Origin of the sequence: Barnesiella sp. WM24, assembly GCF_004570975.1 — a bacterium.
Taxonomy (GTDB): domain Bacteria; phylum Bacteroidota; class Bacteroidia; order Bacteroidales; family Muribaculaceae; genus Muribaculum.
Genome location: NZ_SPPC01000007.1, coordinates 91,566 through 110,513 on the forward strand (window position 1 = coordinate 91,566; position 18,948 = coordinate 110,513).

General features: G+C 50.7%; 18 protein-coding genes. 14 read left to right on the forward strand and 4 right to left on the reverse strand.

The window, feature by feature from the left end; genetic code table 11:
- The first annotated feature begins 8 nt into the window (after positions 1-8).
- Positions 9-1,013 (forward strand): FAD:protein FMN transferase, encoded by a 1,005-nt coding sequence (locus E4T81_RS08925; protein WP_135043688.1) that lies wholly within the window; start codon positions 9-11, stop codon positions 1,011-1,013.
- A 3-nt stretch (positions 1,014-1,016) separates the two neighbouring features.
- Here E4T81_RS08925 and msrB read toward each other — a convergent pair whose 3' ends face one another.
- Positions 1,017-1,937 (reverse strand): peptide-methionine (R)-S-oxide reductase MsrB, encoded by a 921-nt coding sequence (msrB, locus tag E4T81_RS08930; protein ID WP_135043691.1) that lies wholly within the window; start codon positions 1,935-1,937, stop codon positions 1,017-1,019.
- Positions 1,938-2,041: 104 nt separating this feature from the next.
- On the opposite strand from msrB, the gene E4T81_RS08935 reads away from it, so the two are divergent.
- From E4T81_RS08935 to E4T81_RS08945, 3 genes are all read left to right on the forward strand, one after another.
- Positions 2,042-2,686 (forward strand): CatA-like O-acetyltransferase, encoded by a 645-nt coding sequence (locus E4T81_RS08935; protein WP_135043694.1) that lies wholly within the window; start codon positions 2,042-2,044, stop codon positions 2,684-2,686.
- A 130-nt stretch (positions 2,687-2,816) separates the two neighbouring features.
- Complete coding sequence (locus tag E4T81_RS08940; RefSeq protein WP_135043697.1) at positions 2,817-3,779, forward strand: glycosyltransferase family 8 protein; 963 nt, start codon at positions 2,817-2,819, stop codon at positions 3,777-3,779.
- Between the two features lie 53 nt (positions 3,780-3,832).
- A complete protein-coding gene (locus tag E4T81_RS08945) occupies positions 3,833-5,173 on the forward strand; it encodes an MATE family efflux transporter (RefSeq protein WP_135043700.1) in 1,341 nt (446 codons plus the stop codon).
- A gap of 30 nt (positions 5,174-5,203) precedes the next feature.
- On the opposite strand, the gene E4T81_RS08950 is transcribed toward E4T81_RS08945, so the two are convergent.
- Together E4T81_RS08950 and E4T81_RS08955 are read right to left on the reverse strand one after the other, a co-directional pair.
- Positions 5,204-5,467 carry a helix-turn-helix transcriptional regulator gene (locus E4T81_RS08950; protein WP_135043703.1) on the reverse strand — a complete coding sequence of 88 codons (264 nt, stop codon included), beginning with the start codon at positions 5,465-5,467 and terminating at the stop codon, positions 5,204-5,206.
- The gene (locus E4T81_RS08955) at positions 5,464-5,934 is read right to left on the reverse strand and encodes a hypothetical protein (protein ID WP_135043706.1); all 471 of its coding nucleotides are present in this window, start codon (positions 5,932-5,934) and stop codon (positions 5,464-5,466) included. Before E4T81_RS08955 ends, E4T81_RS08950 begins: the two co-directional genes overlap by 4 nt.
- Before the next feature lie 196 nt (positions 5,935-6,130).
- Between E4T81_RS08955 and E4T81_RS08960 the strand changes: the two genes are divergently transcribed.
- From E4T81_RS08960 to E4T81_RS09005, 10 genes are all read left to right on the forward strand, one after another.
- Positions 6,131-6,739, forward strand: a complete 609-nt coding sequence (locus E4T81_RS08960; RefSeq protein ID WP_135043709.1) for a DUF4254 domain-containing protein — start codon at positions 6,131-6,133, stop codon at positions 6,737-6,739.
- A complete protein-coding gene (locus E4T81_RS08965) occupies positions 6,723-7,793 on the forward strand; it encodes a glycosyltransferase family 9 protein (RefSeq protein ID WP_135043712.1) in 1,071 nt (356 codons plus the stop codon). Before E4T81_RS08960 ends, E4T81_RS08965 begins: the two co-directional genes overlap by 17 nt.
- Positions 7,794-7,795: 2 nt before the next feature.
- Entirely contained in the window at positions 7,796-8,824 is a 1,029-nt protein-coding gene (gene ruvB / locus E4T81_RS08970) for a Holliday junction branch migration DNA helicase RuvB (protein ID WP_135043714.1), read from the forward strand.
- 17 nt (positions 8,825-8,841) lie between these two features.
- A complete protein-coding gene (locus tag E4T81_RS08975; RefSeq protein WP_135043717.1) occupies positions 8,842-10,329 on the forward strand; it encodes a lipopolysaccharide biosynthesis protein in 1,488 nt (495 codons plus the stop codon).
- Entirely contained in the window at positions 10,326-11,720 is a 1,395-nt protein-coding gene (locus tag E4T81_RS08980; RefSeq protein WP_135043720.1) for a DUF389 domain-containing protein, read from the forward strand. Before E4T81_RS08975 ends, E4T81_RS08980 begins: the two co-directional genes overlap by 4 nt.
- On the forward strand, positions 11,717-12,811 hold the full coding sequence (locus tag E4T81_RS08985; protein ID WP_135043723.1) for a glycosyltransferase family 1 protein: 1,095 nt from the start codon (positions 11,717-11,719) through the stop codon (positions 12,809-12,811). Before E4T81_RS08980 ends, E4T81_RS08985 begins: the two co-directional genes overlap by 4 nt.
- Positions 12,812-12,850: 39 nt before the next feature.
- On the forward strand, positions 12,851-13,627 hold the full coding sequence (locus E4T81_RS08990) for a radical SAM protein (protein WP_135043727.1): 777 nt from the start codon (positions 12,851-12,853) through the stop codon (positions 13,625-13,627).
- Complete coding sequence (locus E4T81_RS08995) at positions 13,627-14,544, forward strand: LD-carboxypeptidase (protein WP_245207045.1); 918 nt, start codon at positions 13,627-13,629, stop codon at positions 14,542-14,544. Before E4T81_RS08990 ends, E4T81_RS08995 begins: the two co-directional genes overlap by 1 nt.
- Positions 14,545-14,555: 11 nt before the next feature.
- Positions 14,556-15,176 carry a flavodoxin family protein gene (locus E4T81_RS09000; protein ID WP_135043730.1) on the forward strand — a complete coding sequence of 207 codons (621 nt, stop codon included), beginning with the start codon at positions 14,556-14,558 and terminating at the stop codon, positions 15,174-15,176.
- Positions 15,177-15,669: 493 nt separating this feature from the next.
- Positions 15,670-17,742 carry a SurA N-terminal domain-containing protein gene (locus E4T81_RS09005; protein WP_135043733.1) on the forward strand — a complete coding sequence of 691 codons (2,073 nt, stop codon included), beginning with the start codon at positions 15,670-15,672 and terminating at the stop codon, positions 17,740-17,742.
- A gap of 88 nt (positions 17,743-17,830) precedes the next feature.
- On the opposite strand, the gene E4T81_RS09010 is transcribed toward E4T81_RS09005, so the two are convergent.
- Positions 17,831-18,889, reverse strand: a complete 1,059-nt coding sequence (locus E4T81_RS09010; protein WP_135043736.1) for a YhcG family protein — start codon at positions 18,887-18,889, stop codon at positions 17,831-17,833.
- Between the last annotated feature and the right edge of the window lie 59 nt (positions 18,890-18,948).

The following is an 18,948-nucleotide window of genomic DNA, read 5'->3' on the forward strand; positions in this document are numbered from 1 at the left end:
TTAATGACATGAAAAAATTATCATTTGCAATCGTTGCTGCCATGATAGCCTGCATGATGCACTCGTGTGACACCCGGAAGCCCTTCCGCTCTGCAGAGGGCATGGTGTGGAACACACTGTATCATATCACCTATGCCTCCAATGTGTCGCTCGACGACTCTATTCACGCTGTCATGAAGCGTGTAGAGATGTCGCTGTCAGCGTTTAACGACTCGTCGGTCGTGAGCCGCGTTAACCGCAATGAGAGTGTCGTTGTCGACTCGATGTTTCGCAAGGTGTTTCTGGAGTCGCAGCGAGTTAGCCGCGTCAGTGGCGGAGCTTTTGACCCGACAGTCGGAGCGTTGATTAACCTATGGGGCTTCGGGACGAAGGGTCATGACACGACCCCGCCTACAGAGGCGCAGGTCGACAGTGCGATGCAGCTTGTGGGCATCGTGGACTGCCGTATCGACTCGGCAGGATGTGTTGTGAAGAAATCACCGTTGACAATGATTAATTTCAGCGCCATCGCAAAGGGGTATGGCGCCGACGAGATAGGGCGTATGATGAGGCGGAACGGTGTCGATGACTATATGATAGAAATCGGGGGCGAGATTGCAACCGGAGGCAAGAGTCCGCGCGGCACACTGTGGCGCGTGAGGATTGACGCGCCGGTGGAGTCGGCTGACTCTATAATCCATGACAACATGGGGGTGGTCGAGGTGACCGACTGCGGGATTGCCACCTCAGGCAACTACCGTAATTTCAGGGTGATCGACGGAAAGTCGATGGGACACACCATAAATCCTTTCACCGGCGAGCCTGCTGTCAACGGCATCCTGTCGGCTACGGTGATAGCTCCGGAGTGCATGACTGCCGACGCACTTGCCACGGCATGCATGATTATGCCTCTTGACAGCGCCGTGGCGATGATTGAGTCGCAGAAAGGGGTGTCGGCGATGTTTGTCACTGCCGGCGACACGACGAAATGGGCGGTGCATCACACCGCCGGATTCCCCGCAGTCGAATATTAGACCTTAGTCCAGCAGGCTGATGTAGCTGCCGTAGCCCTCCTTTTCCATCTCTTCGAGGGGAATGAAGCGCAGTGCCGCGCTATTGATGCAGTAGCGGAGTCCGCCGCGTTCCCGCGGTCCGTCGTTGAACAGATGTCCGAGATGAGCGTCGCCGATTGTGCTTCTTACCTCGGTGCGTGTCATCCCGTGGCTTGTGTCGGGAATTTCAGAAAGTGATTTTGCCGATATGGGGCGTGTAAAGCTCGGCCATCCGCATCCGGAGTTAAACTTGTCGGTTGACAGGAAGAGCGGCTCACCTGTGGTGACGTCGACATAGATTCCGTCACGGTCCTCATCCCAGTAGGCGTTGTGAAATGGCGGCTCTGTTGCGCTATGGCGCGTGACCGCCTCCTGCTCCGGGGTGAGCCTACCGATATTCCTTGCCCGGGCAAATAGTTCGGGGTTGATGTGGCAGTATCCGCCGGGAGTCTTTTCGAGATAATCCTGATGATACTCCTCGGCAGGGTAGAAATTCAGCAGCGGCATCACTTCTACCGCTACTTGCTGTCGCAGGCTGTCGGAAAGCGATTTCACGGCATCTTCCGCGACATGCCGCTGTCGCTCGTCGGTGTAATAGATTCCTGTCCTGTATTGGGTGCCTATGTCGTTGCCCTGACGGTTGACCGACAGCGGGTCAATCGTAAGAAAATACATTGCTATGAGTGTTCTGAGACCGACCCTTGACGGGTCATATCTTACCTCTACCGCTTCTGCCGCCATGGTAGTGCCTGTACACACATCCTTGTAGGAGGGGTCGGGGACACGGCTGTTGGCATATCCGGCTGTCGTCGCCACGACTCCGCTTATCTGCTTGAAAAAGTGTTCAGTGCCCCAGAAGCAGCCGCCGGCAAAATAGATTGTCTTTATTCCGTCCATCATGTCCATTCATTATTCCGTTATAGTAGGCAAACAAATGACGTCGGCAGGTGGTTTAATCCTTTTTCGACGGTATTTGTTATCTTTGCGGATATAAATAGACAATTATAAAAATGAAGCATGTTATAGACGTGGCGACATGGAGTCGCCGGGGCAACTATGAGTTTTTCCGTGATTTTGACAATTCGTGGTATTCGGTTACGACTGAAATCGGCTGCGGAAGAGCATTTGACGAGTGCCGCAATGGTGGCGGCTCGTTTTTTCTCCGCTATCTCTATGCCGTAGTCAGGGCTGCCAACGAGGTAGAGGCTATGCGCTACCGCAAGACCCCGACCGGTGAAATCGTGCTTTATGACAGGCTTGACATAATCACCCCGATAGCCTCGGGCGACAATTTTGTCACGGTCAGGATTCCCTATATCGAGGATTACGACGAGTTCAGCCGCGAGGCTGCGCGAATAATCTCCGGGATAAAACCGGGCGACAACCCTTATCGCGTGGAGGAAAATATGACGGCGACAGGCGACCATGATGTCGTGCATCTCAGCGCGGTGCCGAAAATTTACTTCACGGCAATGTCATTTACAGCCTATAAGGCAGGCAACGCATGTGAGCATCCGCTGAGCGTGATGGGCAAGGCGCGCCGTTCAGCCGACGGACGGATGACGATGCCCTATGCCGTGTATGTCGACCATATGTTTGTCGACGGGGCTCATCTTTCCGATTTTTTCAGCCGTATCGAGGAGCTGCTTGACTGACGCTGTTGATTCCGTGATAATACAATTTGGTTAAAGTTTCCGTGAAAAGTGTGCTTTTGCTTAAGATGTGTGTAATTTTGAAAATATATATTTCATATTACCTGACGTATATAAAAGCACATTTAATCTCATGAGAAATGTTTATGACCCTATAGAAGTCGTATGCAATGTTGACGACAAGTATGCCCGTCAATGCGCTGTGATGTTTACATCGTTGCTGGAGAATAATCCCGACGATATGATTATCGTGCATGTGCTGTCGACTTATCTTCTGCCGGCCAACAGGCATCTGCTTTCAAATATCGTAGAACGAAAATATGGATGTCGCCTTGTCTATCACAAGGTTGACGACGAGATATTGAAGTCGTGTCCGACGCGTCGCGGCGATTATGTGAGTGTCACCGCTTATCTGCGGTGTTTCCTTCCGGCGGTATTGCCGATGTCAATCCATAAGGTGCTCTATCTTGATTCCGACTTGCTTGTTCTCGGCAGGATACGTCCGCTCTGGGATGTCGACCTTACCGACAAGTCGCTTGCCGCGGTGGAGGACAGCGGCAGCGGTAATCCGGAGCCCATAGTAAGGTTGCGCCTTCCCGACAACTATACCTATTTCAACTCGGGAGTGATGGTGATTAATCTTGACTACTGGCGGGAGAATAATGTGTTGAGGAAGCTGATGCAGTATCTTGACGGGTTTCACGAGCGAATCAGGGAAAACGACCAGGACCTGCTCAATGTGTGTCTCTGGAAGAGCCGCGTGCTTCTGCCGTTGCGGTGGAACATGCAGAGCGGCTTTCTGAAGCGTCGTCCGCGATGCAGGCGTTATGCGCTTGCGAAGTCGAAAGAGGAGATACGCCACACAGTGATAGCTCATTTTGTCGGCAAGAAAAAGCCGTGGCACAAGAATTGTGCCAATCCGTTTGCGAGCGAATATAACCGGTATCTCGAGATGACTGAATTTGAGGACCCCCGTCCCGTCAAGGCGAAGGTGAATCCTTTTTACCGTCTGTATCATTCACTGATGTCGACATTGCACTTCAAGGGCTTCTACCGCCACAGCTCCATAGAGGACTACGGATTTGAGCCGGGATAGCGCTTTGTCAGGGCGCGGTTGGTTATGTGGCGCATTATGTGTAATTTTGCGGAATGAATTCTGTATGGAGTAAATATCGCGAAAACTATGCCGCCATCATAAAGCTCGGGTTGCCCATTCTTGTAGGGCAGCTCGGTATGATAGTCGTGGCATTTGCCGACAATATAATGGTAGGGCGTTACTCGACTGCTGCGCTTGCATCGGCATCGTTTGTAAACAATGTGTTCAATGTCGCCACTTTTGCGGTGCTTGGCTTTACCTACGGACTTACTCCGCTCATCGGCGCGATGTTCAGCCAGAAACGCAGCGACTCCATCGGTGCGATGATACGCAACGGCTTGCTTGTCAACGTGCTGTTTTCACTGCTTGTCACAGCGGTGATGTGGGTGCTTTGGCTCAATATCGACCGTCTCGGTCAGCCTGAGGAACTGTTGCCTCTTATAAAGCCCTATTATCTGATAGTGCTTGCCGGCATGGTGCCGGTGGCGGTGTTCAACGTCTTTGCCCAATGGCTTTTTGCGATTAACCGCACGGCGCTCCCCATGTGGATAATCCTGTCGGCAAATGTGTTGAACATATTGGGCAATTATCTTCTTATATATGGCAATTTCGGGTGTCCGGAGCTCGGGCTTATCGGAGCCGGCTACAGCACCCTTATCGCAAGGATATTCTGCCCTGTCGTGGTGATAGTGATTTTTGCCGTCGCCAAGCGGTTTGCCGCCTATCGGGACGGCTTCCGATATTCACGCATTACGTTGCGTACGCTTGGTCAGATTAACCGCACGTCATGGCCTGTCTCCTTGCAGATGACATTTGAGTCGGGCTCATTTACCGTCGCCGCTGTCATGGCGGGCTGGCTCGGGGCTATAAGCCTTGCCTCCTTTCAGATAATAGTGATTACGGGTACACTCGGATTCTGTATATATTACAGCATGGGGTCGGCTGTGTCGGTGCTGGTTGCAAATGCTGCAGGACTCAATGACCACACCGGGATGAGGCGAATGGCATTTGCCGGTTATCATATAATCCTTACCCTCGCTACGATATCGTCACTTATATTTGTGTTCTTTGAAGAGCAGATGATATACGCCTTTACCGAGGACACCGAGGTAATAGCCGCTACCGTGGCGCTTATCGTGCCGCTTGTGCTCTATCAGCTCGGCGACGCCACGCAGATTAATTTTGCCAACGCCTTGCGAGGCACGTCGCAGGTTATGCCGATGATATGGATAGCCTTTGTCAGCTATATCGTGATCGGCACGCCGTCGACCTATCTGCTTGCTTTCCCGCTCGGGCTCGGCACTTATGGTATAATCCTCAGCTTTTCAGTGAGCCTCTTTATCGCCGCCGGGCTATTCCTTTACTTTTTCCTGCGCGCCACCCGTAAACGATGACGCGGTTGGCAGGGATTCGTTTGCCGTGATTCAAACGGATATTATTGATTTGCCAAAAAAAGCCGACAGCATGGCAAGAGTGGAAACTGTAAAATTATGCTGCCCGCTCAGCCATCGTGTTATCTCGCTTGGGCGTTTCCCTATCTGGTCCGCGAACTGCTTCTTTGATAGTCCGCGTTCCTGCATAAGGGCTTCTATCTTATTGGATATTGCGAAAGACAGGTTAATCTCTTCCTTTATCTCCGGAGGCACCTGACTGACCATTTCCCGGTATTTGCTTCTAATATCCTTCATAACTTAAAAGTTTTGTCAGTTTCTATTGTCTTGGAAGTTATGGTTACTGTTCCGTCGCGTTGCCCCTCTTTCAACAATTCTTCAAATTTCTGTAACGTCAGGACATACCCACGCAACGAGTCATCCTCTTCGTAGGTACGCGAATTTTTAACCCCACCGTTACCGAGTATTAGAATCTTGTCAGAAAGTCGGAGACAATATAGACGGAGTTTTGAGCGAAGCACAGGTAGTGCAACCACAGAGTCCCGCATCTTGCCCTCGGGACGGAAAAAGCGTTCCAACGCCCCTTCATCGGCAATCTTGTCTACCAGTTGCACTATGCGCAATAAATCTTGATTCAGTTGAGCGTCTTCGATGAATTTGGAATAAAAACGCTCATACTCAGTCTCTGCTTCTTCCGCAAACAGGATAGTGTAAATGGTACATTTATCGGTATCATTGACTATGACAAGTTCTACTTCGCTCATATATATAGTCTTTTGTTATTATAACGCAAATGTACGATAATTATTTCACATAAATGTAAAATTACTTGGTTTTCTTGTCTGAGTTCGTAGCTCCTCCTTAAATCGGGCGTGACAGGTTATTATTTGTCATTTCATGTGCGTGGCACGAAAATATTCATTATCTTTGTCAAATTAGCAACAACTAAAATCAATGACAATGGACTTTGCCAAAAACTCATTCAGGATTTTCGAGAACACAACCCGTGAATATCACCGTTACGACGATGTTGACGCCAAGGTTGAAAACCCTTACGAAGCAGGAACAATCGAGCATACTCTATTTGCAAAGAACTGGATTGATGCCGTGCAGTGGCATCTTGAAGATATAATCCGCGACCCGGAAATCGACCCGGTTGAGGCTCTTGCACTCAAGCGTCGAATCGACAAGTCAAATCAGGACCGTACCGACATGGTTGAGGAACTTGACACATATTTCCGTGAAAAGTACAAGGATGTGGCGGTTGACAGCGATGCCACAATCAATACCGAGAGCCCGGCATGGGCGCTTGACCGCCTTTCAATCCTCGCCCTGAAAATATACCACATGCAGGCTGAGGTGGACCGCACCGATGCGTCGGAGGAGCATCTTGCAAAGTGTCGCGGCAAGCTTGCCGTGCTGCTTGAACAGCGTGGCGACCTTACCACCGCCATCGACCAGCTTCTCGATGACATAGCCGCCGGTAAAAAGTACATGAAGGTCTACCGACAGATGAAAATGTACAACGACCCGGCAACCAATCCCGTGCTTTATGGCAATAAACAGTAAATTGCCAAAGAATTTACTGGTAGCCCGCTTTTCGGCTCTCGGCGACGTGGCGATGACGATTCCCGTCGTCTATTCTGCCTGTCGCTGTAATCCTGCGACGCGGTTTATCTTCATTACGAAGCCGGGACAGACAGGCCTGTTTGTGAATCCGCCCGAAAATCTGGTGGTGCTCGGTATAGATGTCAATGAGAAATACCGCAGCGGGGCTGACCTTTTCCGCCTGTTCGGGGAGCTGCGTAGCCAATATAACATAGACGGCTTCGCCGACCTGCACGGGGTGCTCCGCACATTCATGCTCGGAATCGCATGCTCGCTTCACGGAGTCAAATGGCGCACGATACGCAAGGGACGCATGAACAAGCGTGCGCTCACCCGTCCGCGCAACAAGATAATGCTGCCACTGCTTTCGTCGCGTGCCCGTTACCGTGAGGTCTTTTACGGCTTCGGCTATGTGCTTGAAGAGAAGTTCAAGAGCATATATGGCGACGGGAAGGGCGACCCGGCGTTATTTGCCCCGGTCACCGCTCCCAAGGGAAGTGCCGAAAAATGGATAGGCATAGCGCCTTTTGCCAAGCACAAGGGAAAGATATATCCCGTGGAGCTTATGGAGAAGGTCGTTGAGGAACTTTCATCGCAGCCCGACACGAAGATATTTCTTTTCGGCGGGGGCGAGCATGAGCGGAAAGTGCTTGACCGGTGGGCGTCAAGCTATCCGTCGGTAGTCAGTCTTGCCGGCAGAAAGCTCGGCTTTGCGGTGGAGCTCGCGTTGCTGAGTCATCTTGACACAGTGGTGTCGATGGACTCGGCAAACATGCACCTCGCATCGCTTGTCAACGTCAGGGTCGTCAGCATATGGGGCGCCACTCATCCTTATTGCGGCTTCAAGGGGTTCCGCCAGCGCGAGAGAGACATCGTGCAGCTGCCTATGACCTGCCGTCCGTGTTCCGTATTTGGCAACAAGCCGTGTAGCCGTGGCGACTACCATTGTCTCGCAGGCATACCTCCGCATATAATAGTAAACAAGGTCAATTCCATAGTCAGCAAGAACAGATAGTGATGGAAGAGGATTTTGACATAAGAGAGTCGCGTCAGGGCACAGAGCGCGACCGTGACTTCGAGAAGGCGCTGCGCCCCGCTGAATTTGACTCATTCAGCGGTCAGGAAAAGATTATAGAGAACCTGAGAGTATTTGTCACGGCGGCAAAGATGCGTGGCGAGTCGCTTGACCACGTGCTGCTCCACGGGCCTCCCGGACTCGGCAAGACTACATTGTCGCAGATTGTCGCTAATGAGCTTGGCGTAGGGATTAAGATAACATCGGGCCCGGTACTGGACAAGCCCGGTGACCTTGCCGGCATACTCACGTCGCTTGAAGAAAACGATGTGCTTTTTATCGATGAGATTCACCGTCTTAGCCCCGTGGTGGAGGAGTATCTTTACTCGGCGATGGAGGATTTCCGCATCGACATAATGATTGACAAAGGCCCCGGAGCGCGGTCGGTGCAGCTTTCGCTGTCACCGTTCACCCTTATCGGCGCCACTACGCGAAGCGGCCTGCTGACATCGCCGCTGAGGGCGCGTTTCGGCATAAATTTCCATCTCGAATATTATGACCATGAAGTGCTTGAGCGCATTGTGCTGCGGTCGGCGCGTCTGCTTGACGTGAAGTGTACGGGCGAGGCGGCGCGTGAGATTGCATTGCGCAGCCGAGGGACTCCGCGTATAGCCAATGCCCTGTTGCGTCGCGTGAGAGACTTCGCTATGGTCAAGGGGTCGGGAGTGATTGACCCTGAGATAGCACGCTACGCGCTTGAGGCGCTGAACATAGACCGCTATGGTCTTGACGAGATAGACAATAAGATACTTACAACTATTATAACTAAATTCAAGGGCGGACCGGTCGGGCTTACCACCATTGCTACCGCGCTCGGAGAGGATCCCGGCACGATAGAAGAGGTGTATGAACCGTTTCTTATCAAGGAGGGATTTCTCAAGCGCACGCCCCGTGGACGTGAGGTGACGGAGCTTGCCTATATCCACCTCGGGCACAACAGCGACCCGACTACCGGCTCACTCTTTGCATAAATGCTTGAATATTAACAATGGCGGGTATAAAAAGTCTGGCTAAAGACACTGCGATATATGGTGTCAGCAGTATCATAGGACGCTTTCTCAACTGGTGTCTTGTGCCGCTCTACACTATCAAGTTTCCGGCCGACGAGTATGGCGTAGTCACCTATATCTACGCCATAGTCGCTCTCGCGCTTATCATTCTCACTTACGGCATGGAGACCGGATTTTTCCGTTTTGCCAATCATGAGAGCTATTCCGACCCCGATGAGGTCTACTCGACGTCGCTGGTGTCGCTCGGGGTGTCATCGACGCTTTTCTTCGCGGTGGTGATGTTGTTTCTGTCGCCTATATCCGACGCGCTGAACTGTGGAGGGCATCAGTCTTTTGTGTGGATGATGGCGCTTGCAGTCGCCATTGATGCCTATACCTCCATCCCGTTTGCCTATCTTCGCTATAAGAAGCGCCCCATGCGCTTCGCGATGCTTAAACTCATCAATATCGGGCTCAATATCGGGCTTAACCTGTTTTTTATACTTCTCTGCCCGTGGCTCATGACGACAGCGCCCGGTTCGGTTTCGTGGTTTTATCGCCCCGATTTCGGTATCGGCTACATATTTCTCGCCAATCTTATCTCATCGGGGGTGATGCTGCTACTGCTATTGCCCGATATAATGTCGGTGAAGGTGTCGTTCAACGGCAGGCTGCTCCGCGAGATGCTTGGCTATTCCTATCCGCTGCTTATACTCGGCATTGCCGGAATAATGAACCAGACCATAGGCACAATACTCTATCCCCATCTTGTGGCTGATTCAGCCGAGGCTATGTACGGGCTCGGCATATATGGCGCCAACTATAAGATAGCCATCGTCATGGTGATGTTTATCCAGGCGTTCCGCTTTGCCTATGAACCGTTTATCTTCGCTCAGAACCGTGAACGTGGAGGCGATAAGACCAAGGCTTACAGCGATGCGATGAAATATTTTGTGATTTTCGCATTGTTTATTTTTCTTGGTGTGATGTATTATCTCGACATATTGAAATACTTTATCTCGCCCAAGTATTTTTCCGGGCTGAAAGTTGTGCCCGTGCTTATGCTTGCCGAACTCTTTTTCGGGGTATTCTTCAACCTGTCGTTGTGGTATAAGCTGACTGACAAGACGATATGGGGCATGTGGTTTTCGCTGCTCGGACTTGCAGTGACCCTGGCCCTCAACATAATCCTTGTGCCGTGCATCGGCTATATGGGCTGTGCGTGGGCAGCGCTCGCCTGCTATGGCGTGATGATGGTGACAAGTTATTTTATAGGGCGTGGCAGGTATCCGATAGATTACGATGTGCCGCGTCTGATGTTCTACTTTGTAGTCGCCGGATTGCTTTACGGAGTGTCGTGTCTTATCGTCCTGCCGGTGGAGTGGGTCAACCTGCTCTTCCGCACATTGCTTCTCGCCCTGTATGTCGGCATAGTGTGCCGCCATGAACATATAAGACTGAGTGATATAATAAAGCGTAAGATATGAAGAAGATAGACTTTGCCGCGCTGAAGGCTCACCTTTTCGGCTATTTTGACCTCACCGGCTTCCTTATTCCGCAGGAAGAGGCTGAAGAGGTGATAAGGGAAGGGGTGTCGTTCAAGGGTATAAACATATTGATTCTTATCGTGGCGATTTTCATTGCCTCGCTCGGACTGAATGTAAACTCCACGGCGGTGATTATAGGCGCGATGCTTATCTCGCCTCTCATGGGTCCTATCATCGGATTGGGGCTTGCTGTCGGCATTCATGATTTTGACCTGATGAAGAGATCGTTTCGCAATCTTTTCATGGCTACGGTGTTCAGTGTCGCCACTTCATGTCTGTTTTTTATCGTGTCGCCGGTCAACGAGGCTCACAGTGAGTTGCTTGCGCGCACGTCGCCGACCATCTACGATGTGTTTATCGGCTTTTTCGGAGGCGCGGCGGGGATTCTTGCCATCGGCAGCAAGGTCAAGGGCAATGTGATTCCGGGCGTTGCGATAGCTACCGCGCTTATGCCCCCTCTCTGCACTGTCGGCTACGGTCTTGCCACGCTTCAGCCCGTCTACTTCCTCGGCGCGTTGTATCTTTTCTTCATAAATTCAGTGTTCATTGCGTGTGCCACGACTGTTGGAGTGAAGCTGATGAAATATCATGTCAAGGATTTCTCCAATCCCGGGCGTGCTAAAAAAGTAAGGGACCTGGTATATACAATCGCCGTGTTGACCATGATACCTGCGGCTTACATGACTTACACGATGTATCGTGAAAGCACCTTTGTGGCAAATTGCAATAAGTTTGTCGACAAGGAGTTTGAATTTGACGGCACTCAGGTGCTGAATTACAAGCCTGTCATGAATAAGGGCGTAGGCACTCTTACCGTGACCCTTGTCGGTAAGATGATACCTCAGGACTCGTTGCTGATAGCGATGACCGACAAGCTGCCCGACTATCATCTCGGCGGCACCCGGCTCCGTATAGTCCAGGGCGATACGGGCAATGGCAATTTTGACGTTAAGCAAGCCACATCCTCGATGCTGCGCGACATGTATCAGGTGACACAGGCGACGATATCGCGCCAGCAGGCTATAATTGACTCTCTTAAACTGCGTAATGCGCAGATTTCGCGCAATGACTCGATGGGGGCTATTATATCGCCTGAGATAAAGGTGCTCTTCCCTCAGGTCAAGGATATTGCCGTGACACGCGGTATAGTGAGCGACATAGACACTCACCGCCTCGACACGCTTAACCTCGTGTTGGTAAACTATAGCGGGGTGATGGGCGCCGCGCAGTCAAAGAAGTTCAAGGAATATCTTGAGGCGCGTCTTGACACCCGCCCGATAACTATCGTGGCAAGCAGCGCTGTCCACCATGAACCGGAAAAGGAGAAATGAAGATATTTTACGACCATCAGGTGTTTTCGTGGCAGAAAATCGGCGGCGTGTCACGATATTTCATAGAACTTGTCAGGCATCTGCCCGATGATATAGGATATGTCATGCCGCCTATGTTTTCGGAAAATGTATATCTCGACACTCTCGGCGACAGCATCCCTGCGGTAAAAAGCCTGTCGTTTGCAAACTACCGTGTGAGGAAAAAAATATATGAGGCTGTCAATCAGTTGCGGTCAGCGTCATCGCTCTCTCGCGGAGGCTACGATGTGGTGCATCCGACTTACTATTCGCCTTATTTTCTGAAGCGGCTGAAGGCTCCCTATGTTATAACTGTTCATGACTTCATACATGAGAAATATCCTCAATACTTCTCTGACGCCTCGAAGGTGATACGCGAAAAGAAGGAAGTGGTGACCCGTGCCGACAGGATTATAGCCATCAGTGAGCATACACGTCGCGACCTGACGGATATATATGGATTGCCTGCCGAGAGGGTGGACGTGATTTATCACGGAGCGTCGCCTCTTTCTTCAGTGCATGAGCCTGTAGGGGGAGTGGGGGAGCGCTTTGTGCTTTTTGTCGGCGACCGCACGAAATATAAGAATTTCATGAACCTTACGGAGGCGTTTGCCATTATGTCAAAGGCTGATCCGGAGTTGCAGCTCGTGTGTGCCGGCAAGCCTTTCTCCGAGGCCGAGCGGGCTCATCTTGCGTATCTTGGCATAGGCGGACGCTCGATTGCCTGTTTCGCGACCGACAGTCAGCTCGCATGGCTATATGCCAACACGTCGTGCTTTGTGTTTCCGTCGGAATATGAGGGCTTCGGGCTGCCTATCCTTGAGGCGTGGAGTGCCGGCGCGCCTGTGGCTCTTAGCCGGGCAAGCTGCTTCCCCGAGATAGCCGGCGACGCGGCGTTGTGGTTTGATGCCGCCGACCCTGCGATGATGGCGCGCGCTGTAAGCGAGGCGGTCTATGACGCCGATACCCGCCGGCGATTGCGTAATCTCTCTTCGGAGAGGTTGAAAATGTTTACCTGGGAAAAGACGGCAGAGCTTACAGCCGGAATTTATCGCTCCCTGTCCGCACAATGACGGGAATAAATTTGTATAATTGTCAAAAATGAAATAAAAATGGTGACGATATTGTTTCATTCGACCATATTCGGTCCCGTTCACAGCCGTCGGTTAGGCACATCTCTCGGGGTCAATCTGTCGCCGGTCGACGGCAAGGTGTGCTCGTTTGACTGCGTGTACTGTGAGGCGGGATATAACTCGCAAGGCACGGGAAAGAGCGGATTGCCGTCGCGCGAAGATGTGGCGCGTCAGCTTGAATCCAAGCTGAAAGAGATGAGTGCGGCGGGCGAGCCGCTTGACGTAATCACTTTTTCGGGCAATGGCGAGCCTACGATGCATCCCGATTTCGAGGGGGTGATTGATGACACGCTCGCGCTGCGTGACAGGTATTATCCGGGAGCAAAGGTGAGCGTATTGTGCAATTCCACCCGTCTTGACCGCGAGGGGGTGGTCAACGGACTGCGGAAAGTCGACAATTGCATACTGAAGCTTGACTCTGCGCTTACACCTACTATGAGGCTTATCGACCAGCCTGTGTCAAAGACGTTTACATGTGAATATGTGATTCCGCAGCTTGAGGCGTTTGGCGACAAGTGTATTATTCAGACCATGATGCTGCGTGGCAATCATGACGGAAAGCATATCGACAATACTACCCCCGGGGAGGTCGATGCCCTTATCGAGGCATATAAGCGCATCAAGCCGCGTGAGGTGATGCTCTATTCGATTGACCGCGCCACTCCGGAAAGCGACCTTCAGAAGGTGGAGCGTGAAGAACTTGAATCAATTGCCTGCCGCATGCGCGACGCGGGCATAACGGTGCAGGTGAGCTGATGGAGGGGTGCAACGTGATATATCCGCGCTCTTTGCGCGAGGGCGACAGGATTGCTATCGTGTCGCCGGCGAGCCGCATAGATCCTGCGCTTGTCGAGGGTGCCTTGCCTGTGCTGAGGAAGATGGGCTGGGAGCCTTATGTCGCCGCTTCCGCGCTTGGAGAATCGGGGACCTACAGCGGGTCGGCTGACGCGCGTCTTGCCGATATTGCAGAAGCCGTGCTTGACCCGTCGGTCAGGGCGATTCTTTGCAGCAGGGGAGGATACGGCGCCGTGCATCTGCTTGAGCGGTTTCCTGTCGAGGAGTTTGTCGTCGACCCTAAATGGATAATCGGTTTCAGCGACATCTCTGCGCTTCATGCCCTTGCCTCTAAACTCGGTGTGGCGAGTGTCCATAGCTCCATGTGTAAGAATCTTGCCGTCAACAAGGGTTGTGACGCGAGTGCGCTGAGCCTGTTTGACATCCTCTGCGGTGGTGATGTCTGCTATGAGGCAGCTCCGCATCCCTATAATCATCGCGGTATCGCTGAAGGCACTCTTGTAGGAGGCAACATGGCTGTGCTCGGGGGATTGGTAGGTACACCTTATGACATATTCAATTGTCTTGACCCCGTGATTTTTATAGAAGATATAGCCGAACCTATTTATAAGGTCGAGCGTTTGCTTTATCAGCTGAAGCTTAACGGGACTCTCGGGCGCGCTCGCGGACTGATTGTCGGACAGTTTACCGAATATCGTCCTGACCGGAACCACTCCTGCATGTATGACATGATACGTGACATGGTTTCGGGGCTGGATATACCTGTGGCGTTTGATTTCCCGATAGGTCATGTTGACGGCAATCTGCCTGTTGTCGAGTCGGCTCCTTGTCGTCTTGCTGTAGGCAGTGATGTAGTGACATTTTCTCAAACAAGGTAAATATTGAAGCAATGAAAGTACTGACAGTTAACGGAAGCCCTCACTTGCATGGATGCACTGACCGTGCGCTCCGCGAGGTTGAGGCTACTCTCAACGGGCTCGGCATAGACACCGTGCGCGTGAATGTGGGAAATAAGGAGATAAGAGGTTGCATAGCGTGCAATTACTGTCGAGAACATGGCAAGTGTGTGTTCAACGATATTGTAAATGATACAGCCCCTGTTTTTGCCGAGGTCGACGGTGTGGTGTTTGGCTCTCCGGTGTATTATGCCAATGCGAGCGGTCAGCTCAGGTCATTTCTTGACCGACTGTTTTATAGCACCATGTCCACTGTCAACAAGACAATGAAGGTGGGCGCGGCTGTGGTGTCGTCGCGCAGGGCAGGGTCTACGACTGCATTTGACGAGATAAACAAGTATTTCACTATAAGCGCGATGCCTGTCGTGTCAAGCACTTACTGGAATGAGGTTCACGGATTTGTTGCTGAAGATGTAGAGAAAGACCTTGAAGGATTGCAGACAATGCGCAATCTCGGACGTAACATGGCATTTCTTATTAAGGCAATCAACGCCATAAAGGCAGACATTCCTACCCAGGAGCGCGGATCGTTTACCAGTTTCCACACTGAGTAGCGGTAGGTGCAAAAAAAAATTACCCGTCGTCTCGACGAATAATCTTCTTAACCTTAAATCTAATACCATGAAAAACACGTTGCAAAGGTAGTGGATTTTGTGTTATAAAACATAATTTTGCGCCATAAAAATGTGTTCTGTTAACTAAATTTAACTAAATGCGCATTTCTTTAAGATTGCATTAAATGGCTATATAGTTGCTGTTCAATGATTTATGTGAAAGTGCGGCAACTTGGGGCGATTTGGCTTAAAGGCATGTTGACTGCGGCAAAAAAAGACAATTCCCCGATTCATTACCTGTGTAAAATCTTTTTTCCTCCCGCCAGGCATCGTCATAGGCAACCAAGTGACACTAAAAAATCAAAATTGTATTGATTGGGTTGTGATATAACGCTGAAAATGCTTATCTTTGTGCGATTTTACCCCTCGACATGCCATCGCAGGGGGAATAATCCTGTCATTATCAACGAAATTTAAAAACACTAATCAATAAATGGCAACACTTGAAAAAATCCGCAAGAGATCAACTCTGCTACTGATCGTCGTTGGTGCAGCCCTATTGGCGTTTATCATCGGTGACTTCTTCACCTCGGGCCGTACATTGTTCGGCACAGGTACTACCATCGCCAAGGTTGGCGACGAGAAAATCGATATCCAGGACTTCCAGCGCCGCTATGAAGAGGCTAACCAGATGTACCAGCAACAGGGTGCAAAGATGGATCCCGCAGCTTTACAGCAGCGAGTGCTTTATGGCATGGTTCAGGAAAAGCTCCTTGACAAGGAAATCAACGATCTCGGTATCGTGGTGACTGACAACGAACTTACTCAGGCTATGCTTGGTCCCAATGCTCATTATGCGATGATACAGTTTGCTCAGAACATGGGCTTTGAGTCGCCTCAGCAGCTTTATGACCTGGCTTTCAATCCCGGTAAATACGGAGTTCCCGAGGATCAGGCTCAGCAGGTACAGCAGATGTGGCTCAAGCAGGAGCAGCAGATGGAGCAGATGCTCAAGCAGCAGAAGTTCCAGAACATGCTTGTGGGCTCACTTGTGGCAAACGAACTTGACGCTAAGGCTTACTATGACGGCAACGCCGCAACAAGCCATATCGCATATGTCAAGAAAAATCTTGCCGACCTTCCCAATGACCAGTATCCCGTGACCGACGCGGAGATAAAGGCTGAATACAACAAGCAGAAAAATGTCTATAAGGTAGACGAGGAGATGCGTCGTGTCAACTATATCGCGGTAAATGTAGAGCCTTCTTCTGCCGATGTCGCTGAAGCACGCAAGCTTGTTGACGCAACCGTGGCAAAACTTGCTTCTACAAGTGACCTTGATGCCGTAAACGGTGACAGCAACTTTGGCGTTGACCGTCGTTCGACCACTGCTTCGGCAATCACCAATCCCCAGCTCAAGAGCTTCGTGACCGACAGTGTTGCCGGTTCAGTTAAGATGCTCTCATTTATCAATGACGAGTTTACTATCGCCAAGGTGCTCGGCAAGAAGGTCGCTGTCGACTCTATCAATGTCGACCTTGTGGCTTATCAGGGTGATGCAGCCGGTCGTGACTCTCTCCTTGCAGCGCTGAACTCAGGCACTCCCTTTGAGGAAGCCCTGAAGATGCCCGGTGTGGTAGGCGGTCAGGCTGACATCTGGAACACCATCGCTTCAACCCCCGACAATGAGCTTAAAGAGAAGTTGCTCAATGCCGGAAGCGGATATTTCATCTCTGACAGCACTGCGACTGACGCTCGCATCGTGCGTGTGAACAGCAAGAAAGCTCCCGTGGCAATCTACGATTACGCAACTGTAACATATAAGGTATATCCTTCCGATGCCACTGTAGCCAAGCTTAATGACGACCTGAGCGATTTTGTCGCCGGCATCACAAAGGCTGACTCGCTTACAGTGAGCAAGGCTCTCACTGCCGGCTATTCACTCCAGCCCGCAATGATTACCGCCAACAGCGCTACTCTTGGCAATGTGCCTTACACTCGTAATGCCGTTAAGTGGGCGATGGATGCCAAGCGCGGAGAAGTGTCGCCTATCCTTGAGGACGGACAGAACGACCGCCTCATTGTAGTCGCTCTCAATGACATCATCAAGCCCGGTTTCATGCCTGTAAACGATGATGACATCAAGACTGCTCTCACTGAGAAAGTGCGCAACGACAAGAAGGCTGCCGACCTTATCTCGCAGTATAAGGGCAAGGCTTCCGACATTGCAGGATATGCCGGTCTTATGAAGGCTAATGTAGACTCTACCGAGGTAACTTTTGGTCAGATGTTCATTGCCGGTATCGGTGCTATGGAGTCAAATCTTCTCGGTCAGGTACCCGTCACCCCCAAAGGCGTTGTGTCAGGTCCTGTTCAGGGCAGCAATGCGGTATATGTTTACCAGGTGTATGAGGTAGACAGCCAGTCGCGTCCTTACAACTATCAGGAGAATGCAGCTCGCTACAACCAGCAGTTTGGCGGTCAGGCTGTGCTCCAGAACTTCTTCGACATCATGATGGAGGACAACAAGGTTGTAAATAATACACTGAAGTTTTATAACGACTGATAACGTCCACGTTTAGACGCAAAATTATAGCGGATGTGCCATACAAGGCGCATCCGCTTTTTGTTGGTTGTTATGTCGATGCTTGGTCTTATCCTTTTGATTGCTCTGCTGATTTATCGGCGACTTCCTGGTTGAAGGTTTTTATCTCGTCGGTGATTAGCTGTTTCAGCTCCTTTTGAGGGACTATAAGTTTGTATTCCGCGACACCGATTGGCTTGGTAAAACCATCAAGCGTAAGCTCTACTTCCACATTGTCTTTCTCGGCGCATAAGATTATGCCGATTGAGGGATTTTCATCTTTTCCACGTTCCAGCCTGTCCAGCAACGACAGATAGAGGTTCATCTTGCCGACATATTCGGGCATGAACTCGGAGATTTTCAAATCGATAGCGACGAGCGACCTTAGTCCGCGGTGAAAGAAAAGCATGTCTACCTTGTAATCCTTGCCGTTATAAGACAAAACATGCTGATTGCCTATATATGTAAACCCCTGACCGAGCTCTAGAAGAAACTGCTTTACTTTTTCCACCAATCTCCGTTCAAGCTCCAGTTCAAGAAGTGGCTCTGTGACGCCAAGAAACCCCATGCAATAGGAATCCTTGAAGATTTCGTTGGCGCATGCTGCCTGAATCTCCGGGAGAGCGACTGCAAAATTATTTGAAATGTTGGCTTCCGGCTGATGCTTGTGCATCTCCAACTTGATGGCATTGACCAACAATGCACGGCTCCAACCTTTATGAGCCGTCTCCTTAGCGTAATAAAGAATCGCATTGTCGTCATCTCCAAATTTAGTGATGAGATGATTAATATGCCCCCACGGCAAAACTACAACAGCTTGTTGGAGTTTTGGATCCGAATTGTGGAAGCGTACATACAAGCGCTTCATATTCCATAAGTTACTAACCGACATACCCATCTTGGGATAGGCAGCCTTGAGGTCTGATGAGAGCCTCGTCACAACACCGGCTCCATGTGAGCTGTCTAATTTACGCTCATATAGTAACTGTCCGATGCGCCAGTGCATTTCGTTTGACGTGCTGACAATAGCACGTGCGGCATTTCCTCTCGCGGTTTCGATAACTGCAACAGCCTGCTGCAATATTTCATTATATTCCGATTCTTTATGAATACGAACAACTGTTTCCATGCCCAAAGTTAATACTTTATTTTGATTTTCAACGATATGCCTACACTTTGTAGCCTGTA

Excerpts from the sequence above, each read along its gene's own strand:
- msrB (WP_135043691.1), bottom strand. The coding sequence starts at position 1,937 with ATGGACATGATGGACGGAATAAAGACAATCTATTTTGCCGGCGGCTGC.
- E4T81_RS08940 (WP_135043697.1), top strand. The coding sequence starts at position 2,817 with ATGAGAAATGTTTATGACCCTATAGAAGTCGTATGCAATGTTGACGAC.
- E4T81_RS08955 (WP_135043706.1), bottom strand. The coding sequence starts at position 5,934 with ATGAGCGAAGTAGAACTTGTCATAGTCAATGATACCGATAAATGTACC.
- E4T81_RS08925 (WP_135043688.1), top strand. The coding sequence starts at position 9 with ATGAAAAAATTATCATTTGCAATCGTTGCTGCCATGATAGCCTGCATG.
- E4T81_RS09000 (WP_135043730.1), top strand. The coding sequence starts at position 14,556 with ATGAAAGTACTGACAGTTAACGGAAGCCCTCACTTGCATGGATGCACT.
- E4T81_RS08980 (WP_135043720.1), top strand. The coding sequence starts at position 10,326 with ATGAAGAAGATAGACTTTGCCGCGCTGAAGGCTCACCTTTTCGGCTAT.
- E4T81_RS08960 (WP_135043709.1), top strand. The coding sequence starts at position 6,131 with ATGGACTTTGCCAAAAACTCATTCAGGATTTTCGAGAACACAACCCGT.
- E4T81_RS08950 (WP_135043703.1), bottom strand. The coding sequence starts at position 5,467 with ATGAAGGATATTAGAAGCAAATACCGGGAAATGGTCAGTCAGGTGCCT.
- E4T81_RS08975 (WP_135043717.1), top strand. The coding sequence starts at position 8,842 with ATGGCGGGTATAAAAAGTCTGGCTAAAGACACTGCGATATATGGTGTC.
- E4T81_RS08935 (WP_135043694.1), top strand. The coding sequence starts at position 2,042 with ATGAAGCATGTTATAGACGTGGCGACATGGAGTCGCCGGGGCAACTAT.
- E4T81_RS08945 (WP_135043700.1), top strand. The coding sequence starts at position 3,833 with ATGAATTCTGTATGGAGTAAATATCGCGAAAACTATGCCGCCATCATA.
- E4T81_RS09005 (WP_135043733.1), top strand. The coding sequence starts at position 15,670 with ATGGCAACACTTGAAAAAATCCGCAAGAGATCAACTCTGCTACTGATC.
- E4T81_RS09010 (WP_135043736.1), bottom strand. The coding sequence starts at position 18,889 with ATGGAAACAGTTGTTCGTATTCATAAAGAATCGGAATATAATGAAATA.
- E4T81_RS08985 (WP_135043723.1), top strand. The coding sequence starts at position 11,717 with ATGAAGATATTTTACGACCATCAGGTGTTTTCGTGGCAGAAAATCGGC.
- E4T81_RS08995 (WP_245207045.1), top strand. The coding sequence starts at position 13,627 with ATGGAGGGGTGCAACGTGATATATCCGCGCTCTTTGCGCGAGGGCGAC.
- ruvB (WP_135043714.1), top strand. The coding sequence starts at position 7,796 with ATGGAAGAGGATTTTGACATAAGAGAGTCGCGTCAGGGCACAGAGCGC.
- E4T81_RS08990 (WP_135043727.1), top strand. The coding sequence starts at position 12,851 with ATGGTGACGATATTGTTTCATTCGACCATATTCGGTCCCGTTCACAGC.
- E4T81_RS08965 (WP_135043712.1), top strand. The coding sequence starts at position 6,723 with ATGGCAATAAACAGTAAATTGCCAAAGAATTTACTGGTAGCCCGCTTT.